The organism is Shewanella sp. AS16 (genome assembly GCF_021412365.1).
In the GTDB taxonomy this organism is placed as follows: Bacteria; Pseudomonadota; Gammaproteobacteria; order Enterobacterales; family Shewanellaceae; genus Shewanella; species Shewanella salipaludis.
In genome coordinates, this window is record NZ_JAKCLK010000016.1 from 15768 (window position 1) to 31942 (window position 16175).

A 16175-nucleotide genomic window follows, 5' to 3' on the forward strand; every position below is an offset into this window, starting at 1 on the left:
ATCAAACCATGGGCATCAGGCCGCGGCATCGAGCAGCCCCTGCAACCTTTCCTGCACCACCCCAACCAGCAGATCCGGTTGGAACTTGGCGATGAAACGATTGCAGCCCACTTTCTCTACCATGGCATGATTGAAACTGCCACTCAATGAGGTGTTCAAGGTGATATAGAGATCTTTCATGTCCTTGTCGCACCTGACCTCATGGGTCAGCTTATAGCCGTCCATCTCAGGCATTTCCGCATCCGTTATCATCATCAACAACTCATCGGCCACAGATTTCCCCTGATCGCGCCATTGCTGCAACAAGGTGAGCGCCTGCAGGCCGTCACAGGCCTCGATGATCTCCAGCCCCAGGGGCCTGAGGGTATCAGCCACCTGACGCCGGGCGGTGGCCGAATCATCGACTATGAGGATCTTCCGTCCCGGCATATGCGGCACCAGCTCATGATCCAGCACGCCATCCGACACGCAGACGTCGTAACTGATGATCTCCGCCAACACCTTCTCCACATCTATGATGGACACCAGCTGGGATAACCCCTGATACTCCATGCGGGTGATGGCCGTCAGGTAGGTGTTGCGTCCTACCGCCTTGGGTGGCGGCATGATATCACCCCAGGTCATGTTGACTATGTGCTCAACCTTACCGACCAGAAACCCCTGCACACTCTGGTTATATTCTGTGATGATGAGGTTGGTTTCCTCCGACTCTGGCATGGGGGAAAAGCCGATGGCGGCGCGCAGGTTGATCACGGGAATGGACATGTTGCGGATCTTGGCGACACCACAGATATTGGGATGGCTCTCCGGCAAGAGGCTCAGCCTGGGCACTTTCACCACTTCCTTGACTTTAAATACATTGATCGCAAATAACTGGGTCGAATTAATCCGAAACAATAACAGTTCGAGCCGGTTCTCACCCACCAGCTTAGTGCGTTGATCGACGGACGCTAAAACGTTTGCCATATCCTGAATGCCTCAATCCTAAATCCATTCCGGCCTACTTTTTGACCTTTGAGCCAGGGATTATAACGATACTCGTGACGGAAAAACCAGACTAAACGCCTAATATTCAGCAATTTAATTATTTGGGGTGCGCTTTCGCGCCAGTACCATGCCCGCCAGCTGCAGCAGGTTGCGGGCCTTGACTATCTCGAATCCGGCCAGCGCCAACTGCCGCAATATGTCGCCGTGGTCGAACCTGTTATGCTGCGGATGCACAAACAGCCGTCGGCTGAGGGGATTGCAGATGGCCGCCCGGTAGAGATCTTCGATCACAAAGTAGCCCCCGGGTCGCAGCACCCTGGCGACCTCATCCACGGCCCGCTGCCAGTCGGGAACATGGTGCAACACGGCGAAATCGAACACCATGTCGAAGCTGTTGTCGGCAAATGCCAGCTCACAGGCATTGCCCCGGCGGACATCCAGCCAGTCACAGCCGGGATGGCGCGCCCTCGCGGCGGCGACCATCTGCGGGTCCAGATCTATGGCGCTGACATGCATGGCGCCAAAGCGCCGGCGGATGATGTCTATCCCCTGCCCGAAGCCGCAGCCTATTTCCAGCGCCGCCGGCACAGGACCGACATCACCCTCGAACAGGGACAGCAACAGGGGCGCCTCTAGCCTGGCCTGCAGCCAATGCCGCCAGGGATGGGCTACCAGGTATGTTTCCAATCGATTCAACTTCATACGTTCTCCCCCTGTCGGCACCCACCCTGGATGCCTGCTATAAGCCGTATTCTGCCACACACAGGCCACTATCCCGAGCCCTGGCTGTGGGCGCCGCGCCGGATACAGAACAATAAATGTTCAGATAAGGCTTGCATTAATCGTCAGCGGTGCTAGTATGACGAACGTTTTGAGATCCACCTTGTCGTTTGTCTTTTTATACCGACGTTTTCAACGTCCGGTCCTCACAAGAAAATACCAACACTACAAGCTCGACCCTCTCTCGCTGAAGTCACACTGCTGTCATAAAGCTGTGGTCAACTGTTTTATCAAGTCATGGCGTTCGATGTCTGCACTCACAAATGAGTCTTACCTCAAACCGGGCTTGATTAAGTGAAGAAAGATGGGTAACCTCGAGACTCACTAGAATTCATCTTTCGCAAAAAAAGCTAAGGATATTTTATAGTTATAACTAAATCACCCCAGGGTGAACACGCAAATTTATAAAGGAGTATGCACTATGTCATACAATATTAATGGTCATGAAATTACAGTTAGCTTTCCGGTTGATTCAATTTCAGTAAACAAAACCTCGATTGCTTTTACCGACAGACAAGGTAAAAACAAACAAACCTTTTCCAAGCGCACCGAAGCGCTGACATTTATGAAATGGTTGTTGTCTGCCAACAAATAAGCCCTCACAAGCTTAGGCACAGGCGTCGATACCGCCCACATTAAGCGGATTGATGCAATGATTCTCGCCGGACAATCGATAGCAAATCGATTTGAGACTCATGAAAAACTTGCTTAACATCGCTTCTCGGTACTTTTCCCTCTCACTCGTACCGGATGTTAACCGAGAGAGGCAGCGACTCGCAGGAGTAGTCTGGCTCACCCCATAAGACGTTACACATTTGGCTCAGGCGCATCTTATCTCACACAGATCCCGCCTGACCAAATGACTAACCCTCGCACATACCCTTGCCAAATACCTTTTGCCCGTCAGCCAACAATGGTCATTCAACATCACCCTATCTGCTCGTCCCCGGACATGGCAAGGCTCAGGAACATAGTCAGACACAGAGGTTGAAAAAGCTCGCCTCCATATGGCACTGGCACTGCGTTGACAGTGTTAGGGGCCGTATTTACGCCTGTACCTTGGCAGCATGCTGTCGTTCCCCAACAGCCCTCCTTGATGCAGGTACATGAGGCGTATCCCTGGCTCGGCCGCCAACAAGCCTTCGACCACCAACCAGCCGAGGGGATCGTACAGGAGTTCGAACTCTATGCCTGTGGCACAGGCCTGTTTCCACATACGATAGTACTCAGGGTAGAGCTTGCCGAAGTGATACTTTTTGGCCAAGGGCACTATCCTGGGGTGAAACTCTGTCTCGGGACAGAGCTGGGAAAATTGCAGCCTGAGGTAATCTTCACCGCCGACCACGGCGCAGGTGAGCACGTCGATGTCGGCCTGCACATTCATGAAGTACTTGTTCAGGAACAAGGCCGTAGTCCCGGTCCCCGACGGCAGAAACAGCTTAAGCTCCCTTATCCCCTGAGCCTGTACCCAGGTGACGATTTCCTGCCCCAACTGACTCACGCCGTATTCGGCATAACCGCAGCGGCCGCCTTCGGGCACGAACAGTATGTCCTCATGGCCGGGCAATACATGCCCGGCAATATACTCGGCGCAGCCGAGGCCGGCGGTCGATGCCAATGGGTCCAGCGCCACTATGTTGGCCCCCATGGCCAGTGCGGCGGCATAGTTGCCGCAGGGCTGTTGCCTGAGCTGGGCGGCGATATGATCGACATAATAATCCAGTTGCCAGCCTTTCAACCTGGCCAGCACCGACAGGCTATAGAGGGAATTGGCCTGGGGGGAACCATGGCCCACCAGCCTGGTGATGCCGGGGAACTCATGGTCGAGGAAATAGGCGAACTTGCGTGCCTTGTTGCCGCTGAAGCCACTTGGGCAGCCGGCAGCGGTCGCATCCGGGTGCGCCAGATCCAAGAGCTCATCACGCTTGACGTAAACTTGCTTGCCATTGAAAGACACAGTATCGACGGGAGAAGGAGTCAGCATAAGGGGAAGATTAACCACAAGATGGGCTAATTGTACTCCAGCAGCGCCGCGCTGGCAGCGACTTTCTGCCGCCCCCATGGCAGTGGCATTTTCACCATTTAGTGTTAAAACTCACTATTCCTGCATTCGACCCCTGGCTTCACACCATAAATATCAATAGCTTACGTGTTGGCATGATTCTGGCTTAACAGGTGCATGAGTCGGGAAAAACACGCTTCACAGCAAGGAGTATTAGATGGCACTACTGAGATTAATCTTCAACATCGCCTGGTTTGTTCTGGGTGGTTTCGTCATGGGACTGGCCTGGTGGCTGGCGGGCATCCTCTGCTTCATCAGCATCATAGGCATCCCCTTCGGGCGCGCCTGCTTCGTCATAGGCGAGATGACCTTCTGGCCCTTCGGTCAGGAACAGATCAACCGCAGGCGCTTAACGGGTCGGGATGACATAGGCACGGGCGCCTTTGGCACCCTGGGAAATATCATCTGGTTCCTGCTGTTCGGCTTCTGGCTTGCCCTGGGACATATAATGCATGCCTTCGCCTGCTTCATCACCATCATAGGCATACCCTTCGGTATTCAGCACCTGAAATTGGCCATGCTCAGCCTGACCCCCATAGGTCAGAGCGTTGTTGCCAGTGACTGACACAAACGGCGCCGATACCAGAGATTCATGGCGACCGGCGCCTGTCCAGCAGCAAGGCTAACAGCGCCTCCGGATTATCCAGCGCGATATCATGGCCGCAATGGGGCAGCTCACTGACGTCCAGACGGTAGAAACGCGCCAGCCGATAACTGCAGACAGGGTTTACCAGCCTGTCTTCGCGGCCATAGATGAGCACCAGAGGTACCCCTATTGCCGCCGGCGCCCGAAAGTGCGCCGCCGCCCATACCTGTCTCAGCAGATTGCGCCAGCGGGTATGGTTGACGCGGCGCAAATCACTCCACTGGCTTATCAGCCCGAAATCCCTGCCATGTCGGTAGCTGGTCAGCTTGATAATGAGCGATTCCAGCAGATTGAGATGCAGGCTCTTCCTGCAGCCTATGCAGGCCTTGAGGAGTCCCATGGGACTGAATCTCTGGTACCAGGGGGAAAGGTTGGCGGCGCTGCAGTTGAGCAGAAACACCCTGGCGATGCGTTCGGGCGCTTGCCTGGCCATCTCCAGCGCCAGCATGCCGCCCATGGACAGGCCCACCAGATGCAAGTCATTTGCCTGACCCAGCTGCCGCCAGACGGCGTCGGCATAGTCGCGCATATGCGCCGGACTGACTTCATGGGCCAGCTCACCATTGCCCGGCAGATCTGGGGTGATGACCGCCAATCCCTGTTCCTTCAGCCTATGCTCAAACCCCTGCCAATGCCTGTGATCCCGCATCAGGCCCCGCAGCAATACCCAAGTCGCCAATCTATGCCTCCTCCAGCCAGGTTGATGTCCGCTCTCCCGGAAAATGTGCTTAAGTGCCGGCCGCTGGGCCTGGCTCCCCGGAATACCACAGGCGTATCGCCTCCTCCGTGGCCAGTGCCAGTTCGCTCGCCGGCACCCCTTCCAATGCCCTGGCGTAGGCGAGATCCATCATGAACTGCATCAGCACAGTATGGCGACGCAAGATCCTATGGTGCCTATGGGTCTTCTGTGGATTGAAGAACCCCGCGAAGTTGAACACCTGGCGCGGATTTTTCTTGATCCAGGCCCAGGATCCCATCTCCAGGGTGAAGGGCACGAAGGGCGTCTCGCCCGAGTGGGATGTCACCAGATAATCCCAGATGTCACCATGGGTGCGGTAGAACCTGCTCTGGGGCGCCAAGCCATAGTGACCATGATGCGGATAACTGGTCTCGAAGACCCGCTTGAGACGATATACGTGACCGACCGCAGGAATGGGCTTATGGGCGCCGGCGAAGGGAAACCAGATATGATCTGTCAGGCCGAAGCCCGAATGCGCATCGAGAGACATCAGGCTGGAGCTGCCGGCCAGCAGCTGCTTGACATAATCCACCAACGCCGCCGTTTCCAGCTCCATGCCGTTATGACCCCGGTACCAGGGCAGGCGCGGCGACACCCTCTGTCCCCCCACCATGAAGGTCACCCTGTCGCTGGCCTCTATGGGGGCATTGCGCATCAGGTCGACACCATTGCCATTGCCCCGGCTGCCCTTGAGTATCCCGACCGGGTTCACCACAGGCACGAAGGCCAGCCTGACCCCGGTCAGCAATTGCCTGAGATGCCTGTCCCAGTCGAGCCGATGCAGCAAACTGGTGAGCAGGGCCAGGATCACTTGGGAACCGATGCGCTCGACACCATGTACCCCACCGACAAACAACACGGTCGGGCAGCCCGGCGACTGGCAGCCGAGCTCGACACTGTAGAGCGGCAGGGCCCGGTCAAGATGGGGGATCTCGGCCAACACCCGGTGACGTAACACCGACTCGTGTGCTGCTATCAGCTGGCTCAAGGTATCCAGCTCGAAAGGTGGCCTATGCATAGTGTGCTTCATTGAGACAAAACCAAGCGAAATTGTAGCGACGCCAGACGACAAATTTATGACATGACGGCGACCCCAATGCCTGACTCAAGGGGTCTGGCCGAGGTTGTCATGCAGAATTTTGGCAACATCGATCTTCTGCAATCCGGCATCAGTTATTGCGCGCCAGCGCCGACCTTGCGCGCTGTTCTGAAAGGCGATATAGAGCTGCTTGTCGGCCAGCAGGCGCCGGTTAACCTGCAGACGACTGGCCAGGCCCTCGAAGCCACCCTGCTTGAGAATATAATTGAGCACATGCACATCGATCACCGCGGCATCGACCCTGGCGGCGGCCACCTTCCTGACATTGTGTTCATCCGAACTGGAAAACTCCACTTTCTGGACGCCGGCCGAGATCATGGCGTCCAGCTCTTCGGTATTCACATAATCTCTCACCACCCCCAGGGTATATTGATTCAGATCCCTGAGCTGCACCCAACTTATGGGGTGCAACTTCTGCTCGACCAGTCCCAGAGGGCTGCTGCCGAGAGACGAGGAGAACAGGTATTTATCGGTTTTAAAGCCGTACTCAGGAAAGTAACCCACATATTGGGCATTGGGCATATTGGCCAGCTTGATGGCCCTGCTCCAGGGGTAAAAATCCACCTCCAGCTCATGGCCCATGGCCTCGACCGCCGCCCTGACCACAGCCACGGCCGCCCCCTGATTGGCCAGGTTCTGGCTCGAGTAAGGCGGCCAGTGCAAGGAGGTCAGATGCAGCACCTCGGCCTGCAGCTGGGGGGGCAGACAGAGCATGAGCCAGGCGCAGCGGCGCAGCGACTTGAGCAGGCGAGCGAACAGAGTCTGGGTCATGGCTGACTTGGCCGGCATAGGTTAGATCCTCGGCTGATTGGCAACAGGCTTAGGCGACCGCCCGAGGCGAGTCCCATCTTGACTAGATCACAGCTGAGTATAGCGGAACTTTCGCCGGGACAGCGGCGGATGCGCCCTGTCCCGCAAAAGCTAACAGATTGATTGGCGGCAATTTAGCTTCAGGCGTTAATCGCCCGGTGCAGCTCCTGGTACATGAGCTCACGCATCCTGAACTTCTGGATCTTGCCTGTAACCGTCATGGGATAGGTCTCGACAAACTTGATGTACCTGGGCACCTTGAAGTAGGCGATCTTCTCGGTGAGGAAATGCCGCACCTCCTCCTCGCCCAGCTCGCTGCCGGGGCGGGTCTTGATCCAGGCACAGACCTCCTCGCCGTATTTGTCGCTCTGTACCCCGAACACGGCGGCATCCTGAATATCCGGATGCCGATAGAGTTTCTCTTCAATTTCCCTCGGGTAGATATTCTCGCCACCGCGGATGATCATGTCCTTGATGCGGCCGACAATTTTGACATAGCCCTGCGCGTCCATTTCCCCCAAGTCCCCCGAGTGCAGCCAGGCCTGAGCATCTATGGTCTCCGCCGTCTTGGCCGGGTCATTCCAATAGCCCAGCATCACCCCATAACCACGGCTGCACACCTCGCCCGGCTGGCCCAGGGGCACTATCTCGCCCAGCTCATCGACTATCTTGACCTCGGTATGCGCCAACGCGCGCCCCACTGTGCAGACCCGCTTCTCCAGCGGTGAATCGATTTCGGTCATGTTATTGATCGGGCTGCATTCCGTCTGGCCATAACCTATGAGCACCTCACGCATATACATGAGATCTTGTACCCGGGTCATCACTTCTTCCGGGCAGGTGGCGCCGGCCATGATGCCGGTGCGCAGGCTGGACAGGTCGTAATCGGCAAAGTCCGCCAGTTCCAGCTCGGCGATAAACATGGTCGGCACCCCATGCAGGCCGGTGCAGCGCTCCCGCTGGACCACTTCCAGCGTGGTGCGGGCATCGAACGACTCCCCGGGAAATACCGCCGCCGCGCCCTTGGCCAGGCACACCAGGCTGCCCAGTACCATGCCGAAGCAATGATACAGGGGCACGGGAATGCAAATTTTATCTTCACAGCTCAGGTTCATGGCCTCGCTCACCAGGAGGCCATTGTTGAGTATGTTCCTGTGGGATAGAGTCGCCCCCTTGGGGTTGCCCGTGGTGCCCGAGGTGAACTGGATATTGATGGCATCTTCGCTCTTGAGCCGGGTCGCTATCTCGGCCAGGCGCTGGTATTCGGGTTCCCCCCCAAGGCGGGTCACGGCATCGAAGTTCAGCATCCCGGCCGAAGCGTCGGCTCCGGTGCGGATCACCATCTCCAGCTTGGGCAAGGCCTTGGCCTCGAGTCTCCCCGGCCGGCACTGCCTCAACTCGGGCAAGAGCTCATAGAGCATCTGCAGATAGTTGCTCGACTTGAAGCTGTCGGCGCAGATGATGGCCCGGCAGCCGACGTTGTCCAGCGCATAGTGCAATTCTTCCGGCCGATAGGCGGGGTTGATGCACACCATGATGGCGCCTATCTTGGCGGTGGCGAATTGGGTCAGACACCACTCGACCTTGTTGGGCGACCAGATCCCCACCCTGTCGCCCGGTGCTATTCCAAGGGCCAACAGGCCCGTTGCCAGGGCATCGACCCGTTGCCTGTATTGGCGATAATCCCAGCGTATGTCCTGATGCTGCACCACCAGGGCCAGCCTGTCGGCATGCTCCTCGGCGATGCGATCGAAATATTGGCCTATGGTCAGTTCGGTCAGGGCACAGGCGCTGCTGCCGGCATACAGGCTCTGACTCAAGGGAAACCTTGGCTCGGCAACGGCCGGGGCTGACTCTGGCATAGGCTGTGATTGTGATTGTGATTGTGATTGTGATTGTGCAAGTGGAACTGAAATAGACATTGGGCCTCCATGCTGGCTGATTTCTTATTATTGACCCAATCTAACGAAAGCCGGGCCCGGATCACAAGTAAAACCCCAAGGCATTAGACTAAAGGCGGGGTGCCCCGGGGAGCCGCCATCCGCTGGCCAGGGTATTCTCACCCTATGTTCGCAAGCGCCCCAGGCTGAACCCGAACTTAACCGGACAGGGACTCGCCCGCAAGCAGGCAAAAAACGCCTTGAGTTCGGCCGCGCTCACCGGGACAATAGCCGCAGTTCCCCATAGCAGGACAGACGATGAACTACTGGTTGATGAAATCTGAACCCCATGAGTTCAGTATCGATGATTTACACGCCAAGGCGCCGCAGGCCGAACCCTGGCAAGGCATACGCAACTACCAGGCGCGCAACTTCATCCGTGACGCCATACAGGAGGGTGATGAGGTGTTCTTCTATCACTCCAGCTGCAAGGTGCCCGGGATAGTGGGCATAGCCAGGGTCACCTCGGCAGCCTATACGGATGCCAGCGCCTTCGACCCGGACTCGGCCTACCATGATCCCAAGTCCAGCCCGGAGAGCCCACGCTGGCTCTGTGTCGATATCGGCTTCGTTAAAAAATTCGACCGTAACATCAGCCTGAGTGAGATCAAGGCCACGCCCGCGCTGGCCGAGATGTATTTAGTCAAGAAAGGTGCCAGACTCAGTATTCAACCGGTCACCGCAGACGAATGGCAATTCATCTGCCACATGGCGGCAGAGCCAACGCACCATGAGACAACAGGAGCATAAGATGAACAGCAAGATACTGATACTCGCCACTGCGGCCTTCACCCTGCTCGCCAGTCAGAGCGCATTGGCCAAACACGACGACCATGACAAGAAAGGCAAGGCGTTGCCGCCCGGGCTACAGAAAAAACTCGCCAGAGGCGAACCCCTGCCGCCGGGCTGGCAGAAGAAGTACCACAGGGGCGATACCCTGGAGCAGGATCTCTATGACCGTGGCCAGGTGCGGGTGCCCGTGGGACAAGATGGCAGCATTACCCTGGACATAGAAGGCACCTGGTTCAGGCTCCATGCCGACACCCGGGAGATCCTGGAGATCCTCAATCACCACTGATGCGCATGAACACTAAAAAAGTCCCCTTAACTCGTGAGTTATGGGGACTTTTTTATTGGGTGTCATTTATGTAGACGGCTGCACTCTCAGTGAGTCGCTGCCGTGCAACCAGTAACCGGCAACTAACAATTAGCGGCCGTCCAACATGCGCCCCAGGCCGCCCAGCACAGAACCTTCTCCCCTGTCGCTGCCGCCGCTCGAAGGCGCATGGGCTATGATGCGATCCGCCATACGCGAGAATGGCAGGCTCTGCAGCCATACTGTGCCATGGCCGGACAGGGTCGCCAGGAACAGGCCCTCACCGCCGAACACCATGGACTTGAGCGAACCGGCCCGCGCTATGTCATAGTCGATCCCCGGGGTGAAGCCAACCAGGCAGCCGGTATCGACCCTCAGAGTCTCGCCCTTGAGTTCTTTCTTTATCAGGGTACCGCCGGCATGCACGAATACCATGCCATCCCCCTGCAGGCTCTGGAGTATGAAGCCCTCGCCGCCGAAGAAACCTGTTCCCAAACGGCGATTGAACTTCATGCTGACCTTAGTGCCCAGCGCCGCGGCCAGGAAACTGTCTTTCTGGCAGATGAGTTCACCTCTATGCTCGGCGAGATCGATAGCCAATATGGTGCCTGGATAAGGCGCGGCGAAGGCGACTCTGCGCTTAGCCTGCCCCTGATTGGTGAAATGGGTCATGAAGATGCTCTCGCCGGTCAGCACCCGCTTGCCGGCTCCCAGCACCTTGCCGAAGAAACCCGACTCTGGCTCGGAGCCATCGCCCATCTTGGCTTCGAAGCTGATGTCCTGTTCGATATAATTCATGGCACCGGCTTCGGCGATCACAGTTTCATTGGGGTCCAGTTCCACTTCCACCAACTGCATGCTGTGGCCCTTGATCTCATAATCCACTTCGTGGCAACGTCTGCTCATCATCACTCCTTGGCGCTTGCGCACCTTGCTGGTTAATTACTTGGCTCTGTCTTCATCCGCCTGGATCCGTCGCGAGCCGAACCCTTAGCCTATGACATAAAATGTCATGGTGACAAGTTTTTTCTCTGCCGCGCTTTTCCCCCTAAAAATTCGTCCCTTTATTGTCGGCAGCCAAGCTCAGCCCAGGCCGGGATCCGTCAGCGGCTGCGCCTTGGCAAACTCTTCGAGGATAAGCTCAGTGAACAGGCGTCCCGCCCGTCCCAGTGGCCGCTCCAGGGTCGACACCAACTGCGGGGTGAAACGATAGCGGCTGCCACCGACGAAATCGACCTCCACCAGGCTGCCCTCGGCCAATTCTTCATGGATCAGGAAGTCCGGCATCCAGCCGAAGCCCAGCCCCTTGAGCAAGGCGTTCTTCTTCATGATGAAGCCGGAAAGATAGAACACCTTGTCACCACCGAACTGCAACTCGTCCCTGTTGCTCTTCACCGGCGATGAGTCGTCTATGGTCAGCTCCACATGCTGCTGCAACTCGGCCAGGCTGATGCCCCGCATCTGTGTCAGGGGATGGCCTGCGCCCGCCACCAACACGCTGGTAATTTCCGGCAACGCCTGGGGATGATAATAGGGGCCGGTGCGATAGTCTTTCACCAACATGAGATCGGCATTGTCGCGCTCGAACCTGTGCTGCACCCCGCCGAGGAACTCCATGTTGAGCTGGATCTTGGTGGGGATCTTATGCTCGGCCATGCGCTTGAGTGCCGTCATTATGGGTTCCATCGGCAAGGCACCGTCGATCACCAGCTCCAACTTAGGCTCCCAGCCCTCGCTGAAGCGGCTCGCCAGATGTTCTATATTGGCCAGATGTTGCAACAACCTTTGGCCCTCGGCCAGGATCACCTGCCCCTCGGGTGTCAATTCGGCACGGTATTGCTCACGGTTGAACAACTGTACTCCCAGGTGTTCTTCGAGCTTTTTCACCTGGTAGCTGACGGCGGATTGCGCCTTATGCAGCCGCTCAGCGGCCTTGGCGAAACTGCCCTCCTCCACCAGCACCTGCAATACCTTGAAGCTGTCGACATCGATCCGCATGTTCTTCCCTTGGTTTCACCTGCTTATTCATTAACTTATGGCGTTTTTATCGTCAAATCCGTAACGCCAAGATTACCATCTTATTTTTTGATTGAGATGCACCATTTATTATTCTTTTTTTTGTTCATCTGAGCAACTAAATTGAGAGATAGATCAGAGTACAGGCTCATTTCGCGAACCCTGTGGTACGGATACGGCACCAGAGGCGCACACCAGAGTCGATACAGATAACCAGCGACCCAGTTCGAGGAACAGCAAAGATGCCATTTTATGTGAAACAAGGGCAGATCCCCCACAAGCGCCATATCGCGTTTGAAAAAGAGAACGGCGAACTTTACCGCGAAGAGCTGTTCTCCACCCATGGCTTTTCCAATATTTATTCCAATAAATATCACCACAACATGCCGACCAAGGCATTGGAAGTGGCGCCTTATGCCCTGGGTCATGGCGAAGCCTGGGACGACCCGCTGATCCAGAACTACAAGCTCGACTCTCGGGTCGCCGACTGTGAGGGTAACTTCTTCAGCGCCCGCAACAAGATTTTTTACAATAAAGATCTCGCCCTGTACACCGCCAAGGTGACCCGGGACACGGACGAATTTTACCGCAACGCCTATGCCGATGAAGTGGTGTTCGTCCACCAGGGCCAAGGTACTCTCTACAGCGAATATGGCACCCTGGAAGTCAAGCAATGGGACTATCTGGTGATCCCCCGCGGCACCACCTATCAGCTCAAGTTCAGCGATTACGCCAACGTGCGCCTGTTCGTCATAGAGTCCTTCTCCATGGTGGAAGTGCCCAAGCATTTCCGCAACGAATACGGTCAGTTGCTTGAGTCGGCGCCCTATTGTGAGCGCGACATCCGCACCCCGGAACTGCAGGATGCCGTGGTGGAATCCGGCGCCTTCCCGCTGGTGTGTAAATTCGGCGACAAGTATCAGAAGATGACACTGCAATGGCACCCCTTCGATCTCGTCGGTTGGGACGGCTGCGTCTATCCCTGGGCCTTCAACATCACGGAATACGCGCCCAAGGTGGGTCAGATCCACTTGCCACCCTCGGATCATCTGGTGTTTACCGCCCACAACTTCGTCATCTGTAACTTTGTGCCGCGCCCTTACGATTTCCATCCCAAATCCATTCCCGCGCCTTACTATCATAACAACATAGACAGCGACGAAGTGCTGTATTACGTCGATGGCGACTTCATGAGCCGTACCGGCATAGAAGCGGGTTACCTGACCCTGCACCAGAAAGGTGTGCCCCATGGGCCACAGCCGGGTCGCACCGAGGCCTCCATAGGCAAGAAAGAGACTTACGAATACGCGGTGATGGTCGATACCTTCGCCCCGCTGCAACTGACCGAACATGTACACAAGTGCATGAGCCCGGATTACAACCGTTCCTGGATTGAAGATTAATCTCAATCCCAACGCAAGGTCATCGCAGAATGACCGGCAAGACGATAATTGAAATGAGGAAAGTACCATGGCAAGCGAACAGAACCCACTCGGCTTATTAGGTATCGAATTTACCGAATTCGCGAGCCCTGACAGCGATTTTATGCATAAGGTCTTCATCGACTTTGGCTTTTCACTGCTGAAAAAGGCAAAAAACAAAGACATTCTGTATTACAAGCAGAACGACATTAACTTCCTGCTCAACAAGGGCCGCGAAGGCTTCTCGGCCGAGTTCGCCAAGTCCCACGGCCCGGCTATCTGCTCCATGGGCTGGCGCGTCGAAGATGCCCAATTCGCCTTCGACACTGCGGTAGAGCGTGGTGCCAAGCCGGCCGATCCTGCCGGCACAGACATGCCTTACCCGGCGATCTACGGCATAGGCGACAGCCTGATCTATTTCATCGATACCTTCGGCGCCGACAATAACATCTACGCCACAGACTTCGAAGATCTGGACGAGCCGGTGATCACCCAGGAGAAAGGCTTCATGGAAGTCGATCACCTGACCAACAATGTCTATAAAGGCACCATGGAACACTGGGCCAACTTCTACAAGGACATCTTCGGCTTCACCGAAGTGCGCTACTTCGACATCAGCGGCGTACAAACCGCCCTGGTCTCCTACGCCCTGCGCTCTCCGGACGGCAGCTTCTGCATTCCGATCAACGAAGGCAAAGGCAACGACAAGAACCAGATTGACGAATACCTGAATGAATACAATGGTCCAGGGGTACAACATCTGGCCTTCAGAACCCGTGACATAGTGGCTTCACTGGATGCGATGGAAGGCACTTCTATCGAGTGTCTGGACATCATCCCTGAGTACTACGACACCATCTTCGACAAACTGCCACAGGTGACAGAAGACAGGGAACGCATCAAGCACCACCAGATCCTGGTGGACGGTGACGAGTCGGGCTATTTACTGCAGATCTTCACCAAGAACCTGTTCGGCCCTATCTTCATCGAAATCATCCAGCGCAAGAATAACCTGGGCTTCGGCGAAGGCAACTTCAAGGCATTGTTCGAGTCTATCGAACGCGATCAGATGCGCCGCGGCGTGCTCTAAGCCTGAATAAGGCCATGACTGGCCACTAAATGAAACGGCACCCACTGGGTGCCGTTTTTGTTACTGCCAAGCTGTCACTGGCCCTTCAGGCCGTCACGCCAGGCTATCGCCTCGAGTTCGACCCGCACCGCATCTTCGACTGGCACCACGGGGCATGCCTTAAACTCGAATGCCGGGAAAGTAGAACAGGCCTTGTGGACCACCAGGGGATCGTCACACTCCACCAACATGTGTCCACCCCACTCGCCCACCCGCACCACAAACAGCTCTATGGTGAGATTGTCGGGCGTTTGCCATTGACCGAACACTTCCAGGATCCGCTTCTGCGCGTTCTCGTACTCCACAGCCGAACCCTGTGGGCGTTCAAGCCAACTGATCATATACTTCATAGCTTTATCCTCCTGCGTCTCTATGTCGCCATCGCCTAACGGCTTGGCGCTATCGCCATAAAGCCTAGTCCATTCTCCACTGGAGCAGGCCGAAAGCGCGCAAGAACGCAGGAAATACCGTGATGGTTCTGTGCTCATCACCAGAAATACAGCAGCTACCGAGTGATGCCCAATATAAGTGGGCATTCACATAAGTGGGCATTCACATAAGTAGGCACTCACGCTAAGCATACTGGACCTGAGCCGGCTCACGGGAATTACCCACCAACATTCAGGGCGACAAAGGAGAAGCTCCAGGCCCAATCAGGCAGACATGAATCGGCTAACTCCCAAGACCCCTGGAGGTTTGTCAGTCGTACTTCATGGCAAGCAGCAACTGGACTGCACCGCGGAACGAATCGGGAAAGGGGATGGCACTTAACGCTTCTTCACTTGCGGGGAAATAATGCCACAAACTATTTGCCAGTTCAGCTTCCAGTTGTCCGGCTCCCCAACCGAATGTTCCGAGCCCACAAATTGAGTTACGTTCTCGCAAATTATCTTTGAAAGCTTGCTCGGAAAAATTCATCGCCAAGACGCCATTGGCAATCTGTTTATCATATTGAGTCATTTTTTTACCCAGTATCCAAGGAGTATCACCCGCTATTGGGCCACCAGACAATACTTTTGGGCTGAGAAGGCTGTCAAAATCTACATTGACCAGAGCAGGAAGCTCTTTGGCTAGCTTATCAATAGGAGTGCTAAAGCTCTGATTGAGTGACACACCTATTGCTCCCGCATCCGAATGTTCAATGATATAAATGGCTCGACCAGCAATATTACTGAATTTTGGAATATCTGAAATAGCTGGGTTAGCAATAATCAGGCTGTCAGTTAAAAATGAAGTCATAGTGCATCCTTTCTTGACTAAAAATATTAAAAACCAGGATACAATGGGTATCCCAAGATCCCTTTCATGATACCAAAATCACACCAGGGCATCCGCATGAGTGTGCATTAATTGGCCATAGAGGCAAAACCGGCTAATAACACGCGTTCCAGAAAGTCGGTTTTCATCATGCAGCGTTTCTGCTTCATCGGCACGCTGATCTTGGTTGTTT

17 protein-coding genes are annotated in these 16175 nt (G+C 55.6%); 6 read left to right on the top strand and 11 right to left on the bottom strand.

What is annotated here, in order from left to right; translation table 11 throughout:
- Nucleotides 1-15: 15 nt before the first annotated feature.
- The gene (locus LZP73_RS18830) at nt 16-966 is read right to left on the bottom strand and encodes a chemotaxis protein CheV (protein WP_234236441.1); all 951 of its coding nucleotides are present in this window, start codon (nt 964-966) and stop codon (nt 16-18) included.
- A gap of 114 nt (nt 967-1080) precedes the next feature.
- A complete protein-coding gene (locus LZP73_RS18835) occupies nt 1081-1689 on the bottom strand; it encodes a class I SAM-dependent methyltransferase (RefSeq protein ID WP_234236442.1) in 609 nt (202 codons plus the stop codon).
- 499 nt (nt 1690-2188) lie between these two features.
- Between LZP73_RS18835 and LZP73_RS18840 the strand changes: the two genes are divergently transcribed.
- Nucleotides 2189-2362 carry a hypothetical protein gene (locus tag LZP73_RS18840; protein ID WP_169562304.1) on the top strand — a complete coding sequence of 58 codons (174 nt, stop codon included), beginning with the start codon at nt 2189-2191 and terminating at the stop codon, nt 2360-2362.
- Nucleotides 2363-2800: 438 nt separating this feature from the next.
- On the opposite strand, the gene LZP73_RS18845 is transcribed toward LZP73_RS18840, so the two are convergent.
- On the bottom strand, nt 2801-3751 hold the full coding sequence (locus LZP73_RS18845) for a 1-aminocyclopropane-1-carboxylate deaminase/D-cysteine desulfhydrase (RefSeq protein WP_234236443.1): 951 nt from the start codon (nt 3749-3751) through the stop codon (nt 2801-2803).
- A 235-nt stretch (nt 3752-3986) separates the two neighbouring features.
- Between LZP73_RS18845 and LZP73_RS18850 the strand changes: the two genes are divergently transcribed.
- Entirely contained in the window at nt 3987-4394 is a 408-nt protein-coding gene (locus tag LZP73_RS18850) for a YccF domain-containing protein (protein WP_234236444.1), read from the top strand.
- A gap of 25 nt (nt 4395-4419) precedes the next feature.
- On the opposite strand, the gene LZP73_RS18855 is transcribed toward LZP73_RS18850, so the two are convergent.
- From LZP73_RS18855 to LZP73_RS18870, 4 genes are all read right to left on the bottom strand, one after another.
- On the bottom strand, nt 4420-5154 hold the full coding sequence (locus LZP73_RS18855) for an alpha/beta fold hydrolase (protein ID WP_234236445.1): 735 nt from the start codon (nt 5152-5154) through the stop codon (nt 4420-4422).
- A 49-nt stretch (nt 5155-5203) separates the two neighbouring features.
- Entirely contained in the window at nt 5204-6232 is a 1029-nt protein-coding gene (locus LZP73_RS18860; RefSeq protein ID WP_234236454.1) for a M14 family zinc carboxypeptidase, read from the bottom strand.
- A gap of 87 nt (nt 6233-6319) precedes the next feature.
- Nucleotides 6320-7027, bottom strand: coding sequence for a transporter substrate-binding domain-containing protein (locus tag LZP73_RS18865; RefSeq protein WP_234236455.1), 708 nt, complete (start codon nt 7025-7027; stop codon nt 6320-6322).
- Between the two features lie 236 nt (nt 7028-7263).
- Nucleotides 7264-8985, bottom strand: a complete 1722-nt coding sequence (locus tag LZP73_RS18870) for an AMP-binding protein (protein WP_234236446.1) — start codon at nt 8983-8985, stop codon at nt 7264-7266.
- A gap of 336 nt (nt 8986-9321) precedes the next feature.
- On the opposite strand from LZP73_RS18870, the gene LZP73_RS18875 reads away from it, so the two are divergent.
- Both LZP73_RS18875 and LZP73_RS18880 read left to right on the top strand, forming a co-directional pair.
- Nucleotides 9322-9813, top strand: coding sequence for an EVE domain-containing protein (locus tag LZP73_RS18875; protein ID WP_234236447.1), 492 nt, complete (start codon nt 9322-9324; stop codon nt 9811-9813).
- A gap of 1 nt (nt 9814) precedes the next feature.
- The gene (locus LZP73_RS18880; protein ID WP_234236448.1) at nt 9815-10141 is read left to right on the top strand and encodes a hypothetical protein; all 327 of its coding nucleotides are present in this window, start codon (nt 9815-9817) and stop codon (nt 10139-10141) included.
- 129 nt (nt 10142-10270) lie between these two features.
- Here LZP73_RS18880 and LZP73_RS18885 read toward each other — a convergent pair whose 3' ends face one another.
- Both LZP73_RS18885 and LZP73_RS18890 read right to left on the bottom strand, forming a co-directional pair.
- Nucleotides 10271-11065 (bottom strand): TIGR00266 family protein, encoded by a 795-nt coding sequence (locus LZP73_RS18885; protein WP_234236456.1) that lies wholly within the window; start codon nt 11063-11065, stop codon nt 10271-10273.
- Between the two features lie 177 nt (nt 11066-11242).
- Nucleotides 11243-12157 (bottom strand): LysR family transcriptional regulator, encoded by a 915-nt coding sequence (locus LZP73_RS18890; protein WP_234236449.1) that lies wholly within the window; start codon nt 12155-12157, stop codon nt 11243-11245.
- A 260-nt stretch (nt 12158-12417) separates the two neighbouring features.
- Here LZP73_RS18890 and LZP73_RS18895 point away from each other — a divergent pair, with 260 nt between their 5' ends.
- Nucleotides 12418-13578, top strand: coding sequence for a homogentisate 1,2-dioxygenase (locus tag LZP73_RS18895; RefSeq protein WP_234236450.1), 1161 nt, complete (start codon nt 12418-12420; stop codon nt 13576-13578).
- A 67-nt stretch (nt 13579-13645) separates the two neighbouring features.
- Nucleotides 13646-14686: a 4-hydroxyphenylpyruvate dioxygenase gene (gene hppD, locus LZP73_RS18900; RefSeq protein WP_234236451.1), complete on the top strand. Its 1041-nt coding sequence runs from the start codon at nt 13646-13648 to the stop codon at nt 14684-14686.
- A 74-nt stretch (nt 14687-14760) separates the two neighbouring features.
- Here the strand turns inward: hppD and LZP73_RS18905 are convergent, their stop codons facing one another.
- Together LZP73_RS18905 and LZP73_RS18910 are read right to left on the bottom strand one after the other, a co-directional pair.
- Nucleotides 14761-15075, bottom strand: a complete 315-nt coding sequence (locus LZP73_RS18905; protein ID WP_234236452.1) for a DUF3303 domain-containing protein — start codon at nt 15073-15075, stop codon at nt 14761-14763.
- Between the two features lie 349 nt (nt 15076-15424).
- Complete coding sequence (locus LZP73_RS18910; protein ID WP_234236453.1) at nt 15425-15964, bottom strand: YqgE/AlgH family protein; 540 nt, start codon at nt 15962-15964, stop codon at nt 15425-15427.
- Between the last annotated feature and the right edge of the window lie 211 nt (nt 15965-16175).

What these genes read in the sequence shown, in the direction of transcription:
- LZP73_RS18830 (WP_234236441.1), bottom strand. Translation starts at nt 966, where the DNA reads ATGGCAAACGTTTTAGCGTCCGTCGATCAACGCACTAAGCTGGTGGGT.
- LZP73_RS18835 (WP_234236442.1), bottom strand. Translation starts at nt 1,689, where the DNA reads ATGAAGTTGAATCGATTGGAAACATACCTGGTAGCCCATCCCTGGCGG.
- LZP73_RS18840 (WP_169562304.1), top strand. Translation starts at nt 2,189, where the DNA reads ATGTCATACAATATTAATGGTCATGAAATTACAGTTAGCTTTCCGGTT.
- LZP73_RS18845 (WP_234236443.1), bottom strand. Translation starts at nt 3,751, where the DNA reads ATGCTGACTCCTTCTCCCGTCGATACTGTGTCTTTCAATGGCAAGCAA.
- LZP73_RS18850 (WP_234236444.1), top strand. Translation starts at nt 3,987, where the DNA reads ATGGCACTACTGAGATTAATCTTCAACATCGCCTGGTTTGTTCTGGGT.
- LZP73_RS18860 (WP_234236454.1), bottom strand. Translation starts at nt 6,232, where the DNA reads ATGCATAGGCCACCTTTCGAGCTGGATACCTTGAGCCAGCTGATAGCA.
- LZP73_RS18865 (WP_234236455.1), bottom strand. Translation starts at nt 7,027, where the DNA reads ATGCTCTGTCTGCCCCCCCAGCTGCAGGCCGAGGTGCTGCATCTGACC.
- LZP73_RS18870 (WP_234236446.1), bottom strand. Translation starts at nt 8,985, where the DNA reads ATGCCAGAGTCAGCCCCGGCCGTTGCCGAGCCAAGGTTTCCCTTGAGT.
- LZP73_RS18875 (WP_234236447.1), top strand. Translation starts at nt 9,322, where the DNA reads ATGAACTACTGGTTGATGAAATCTGAACCCCATGAGTTCAGTATCGAT.
- LZP73_RS18880 (WP_234236448.1), top strand. Translation starts at nt 9,815, where the DNA reads ATGAACAGCAAGATACTGATACTCGCCACTGCGGCCTTCACCCTGCTC.
- LZP73_RS18885 (WP_234236456.1), bottom strand. Translation starts at nt 11,065, where the DNA reads ATGAGCAGACGTTGCCACGAAGTGGATTATGAGATCAAGGGCCACAGC.
- LZP73_RS18890 (WP_234236449.1), bottom strand. Translation starts at nt 12,157, where the DNA reads ATGCGGATCGATGTCGACAGCTTCAAGGTATTGCAGGTGCTGGTGGAG.
- LZP73_RS18895 (WP_234236450.1), top strand. Translation starts at nt 12,418, where the DNA reads ATGCCATTTTATGTGAAACAAGGGCAGATCCCCCACAAGCGCCATATC.
- hppD (WP_234236451.1), top strand. Translation starts at nt 13,646, where the DNA reads ATGGCAAGCGAACAGAACCCACTCGGCTTATTAGGTATCGAATTTACC.
- LZP73_RS18905 (WP_234236452.1), bottom strand. Translation starts at nt 15,075, where the DNA reads ATGAAGTATATGATCAGTTGGCTTGAACGCCCACAGGGTTCGGCTGTG.
- LZP73_RS18910 (WP_234236453.1), bottom strand. Translation starts at nt 15,964, where the DNA reads ATGACTTCATTTTTAACTGACAGCCTGATTATTGCTAACCCAGCTATT.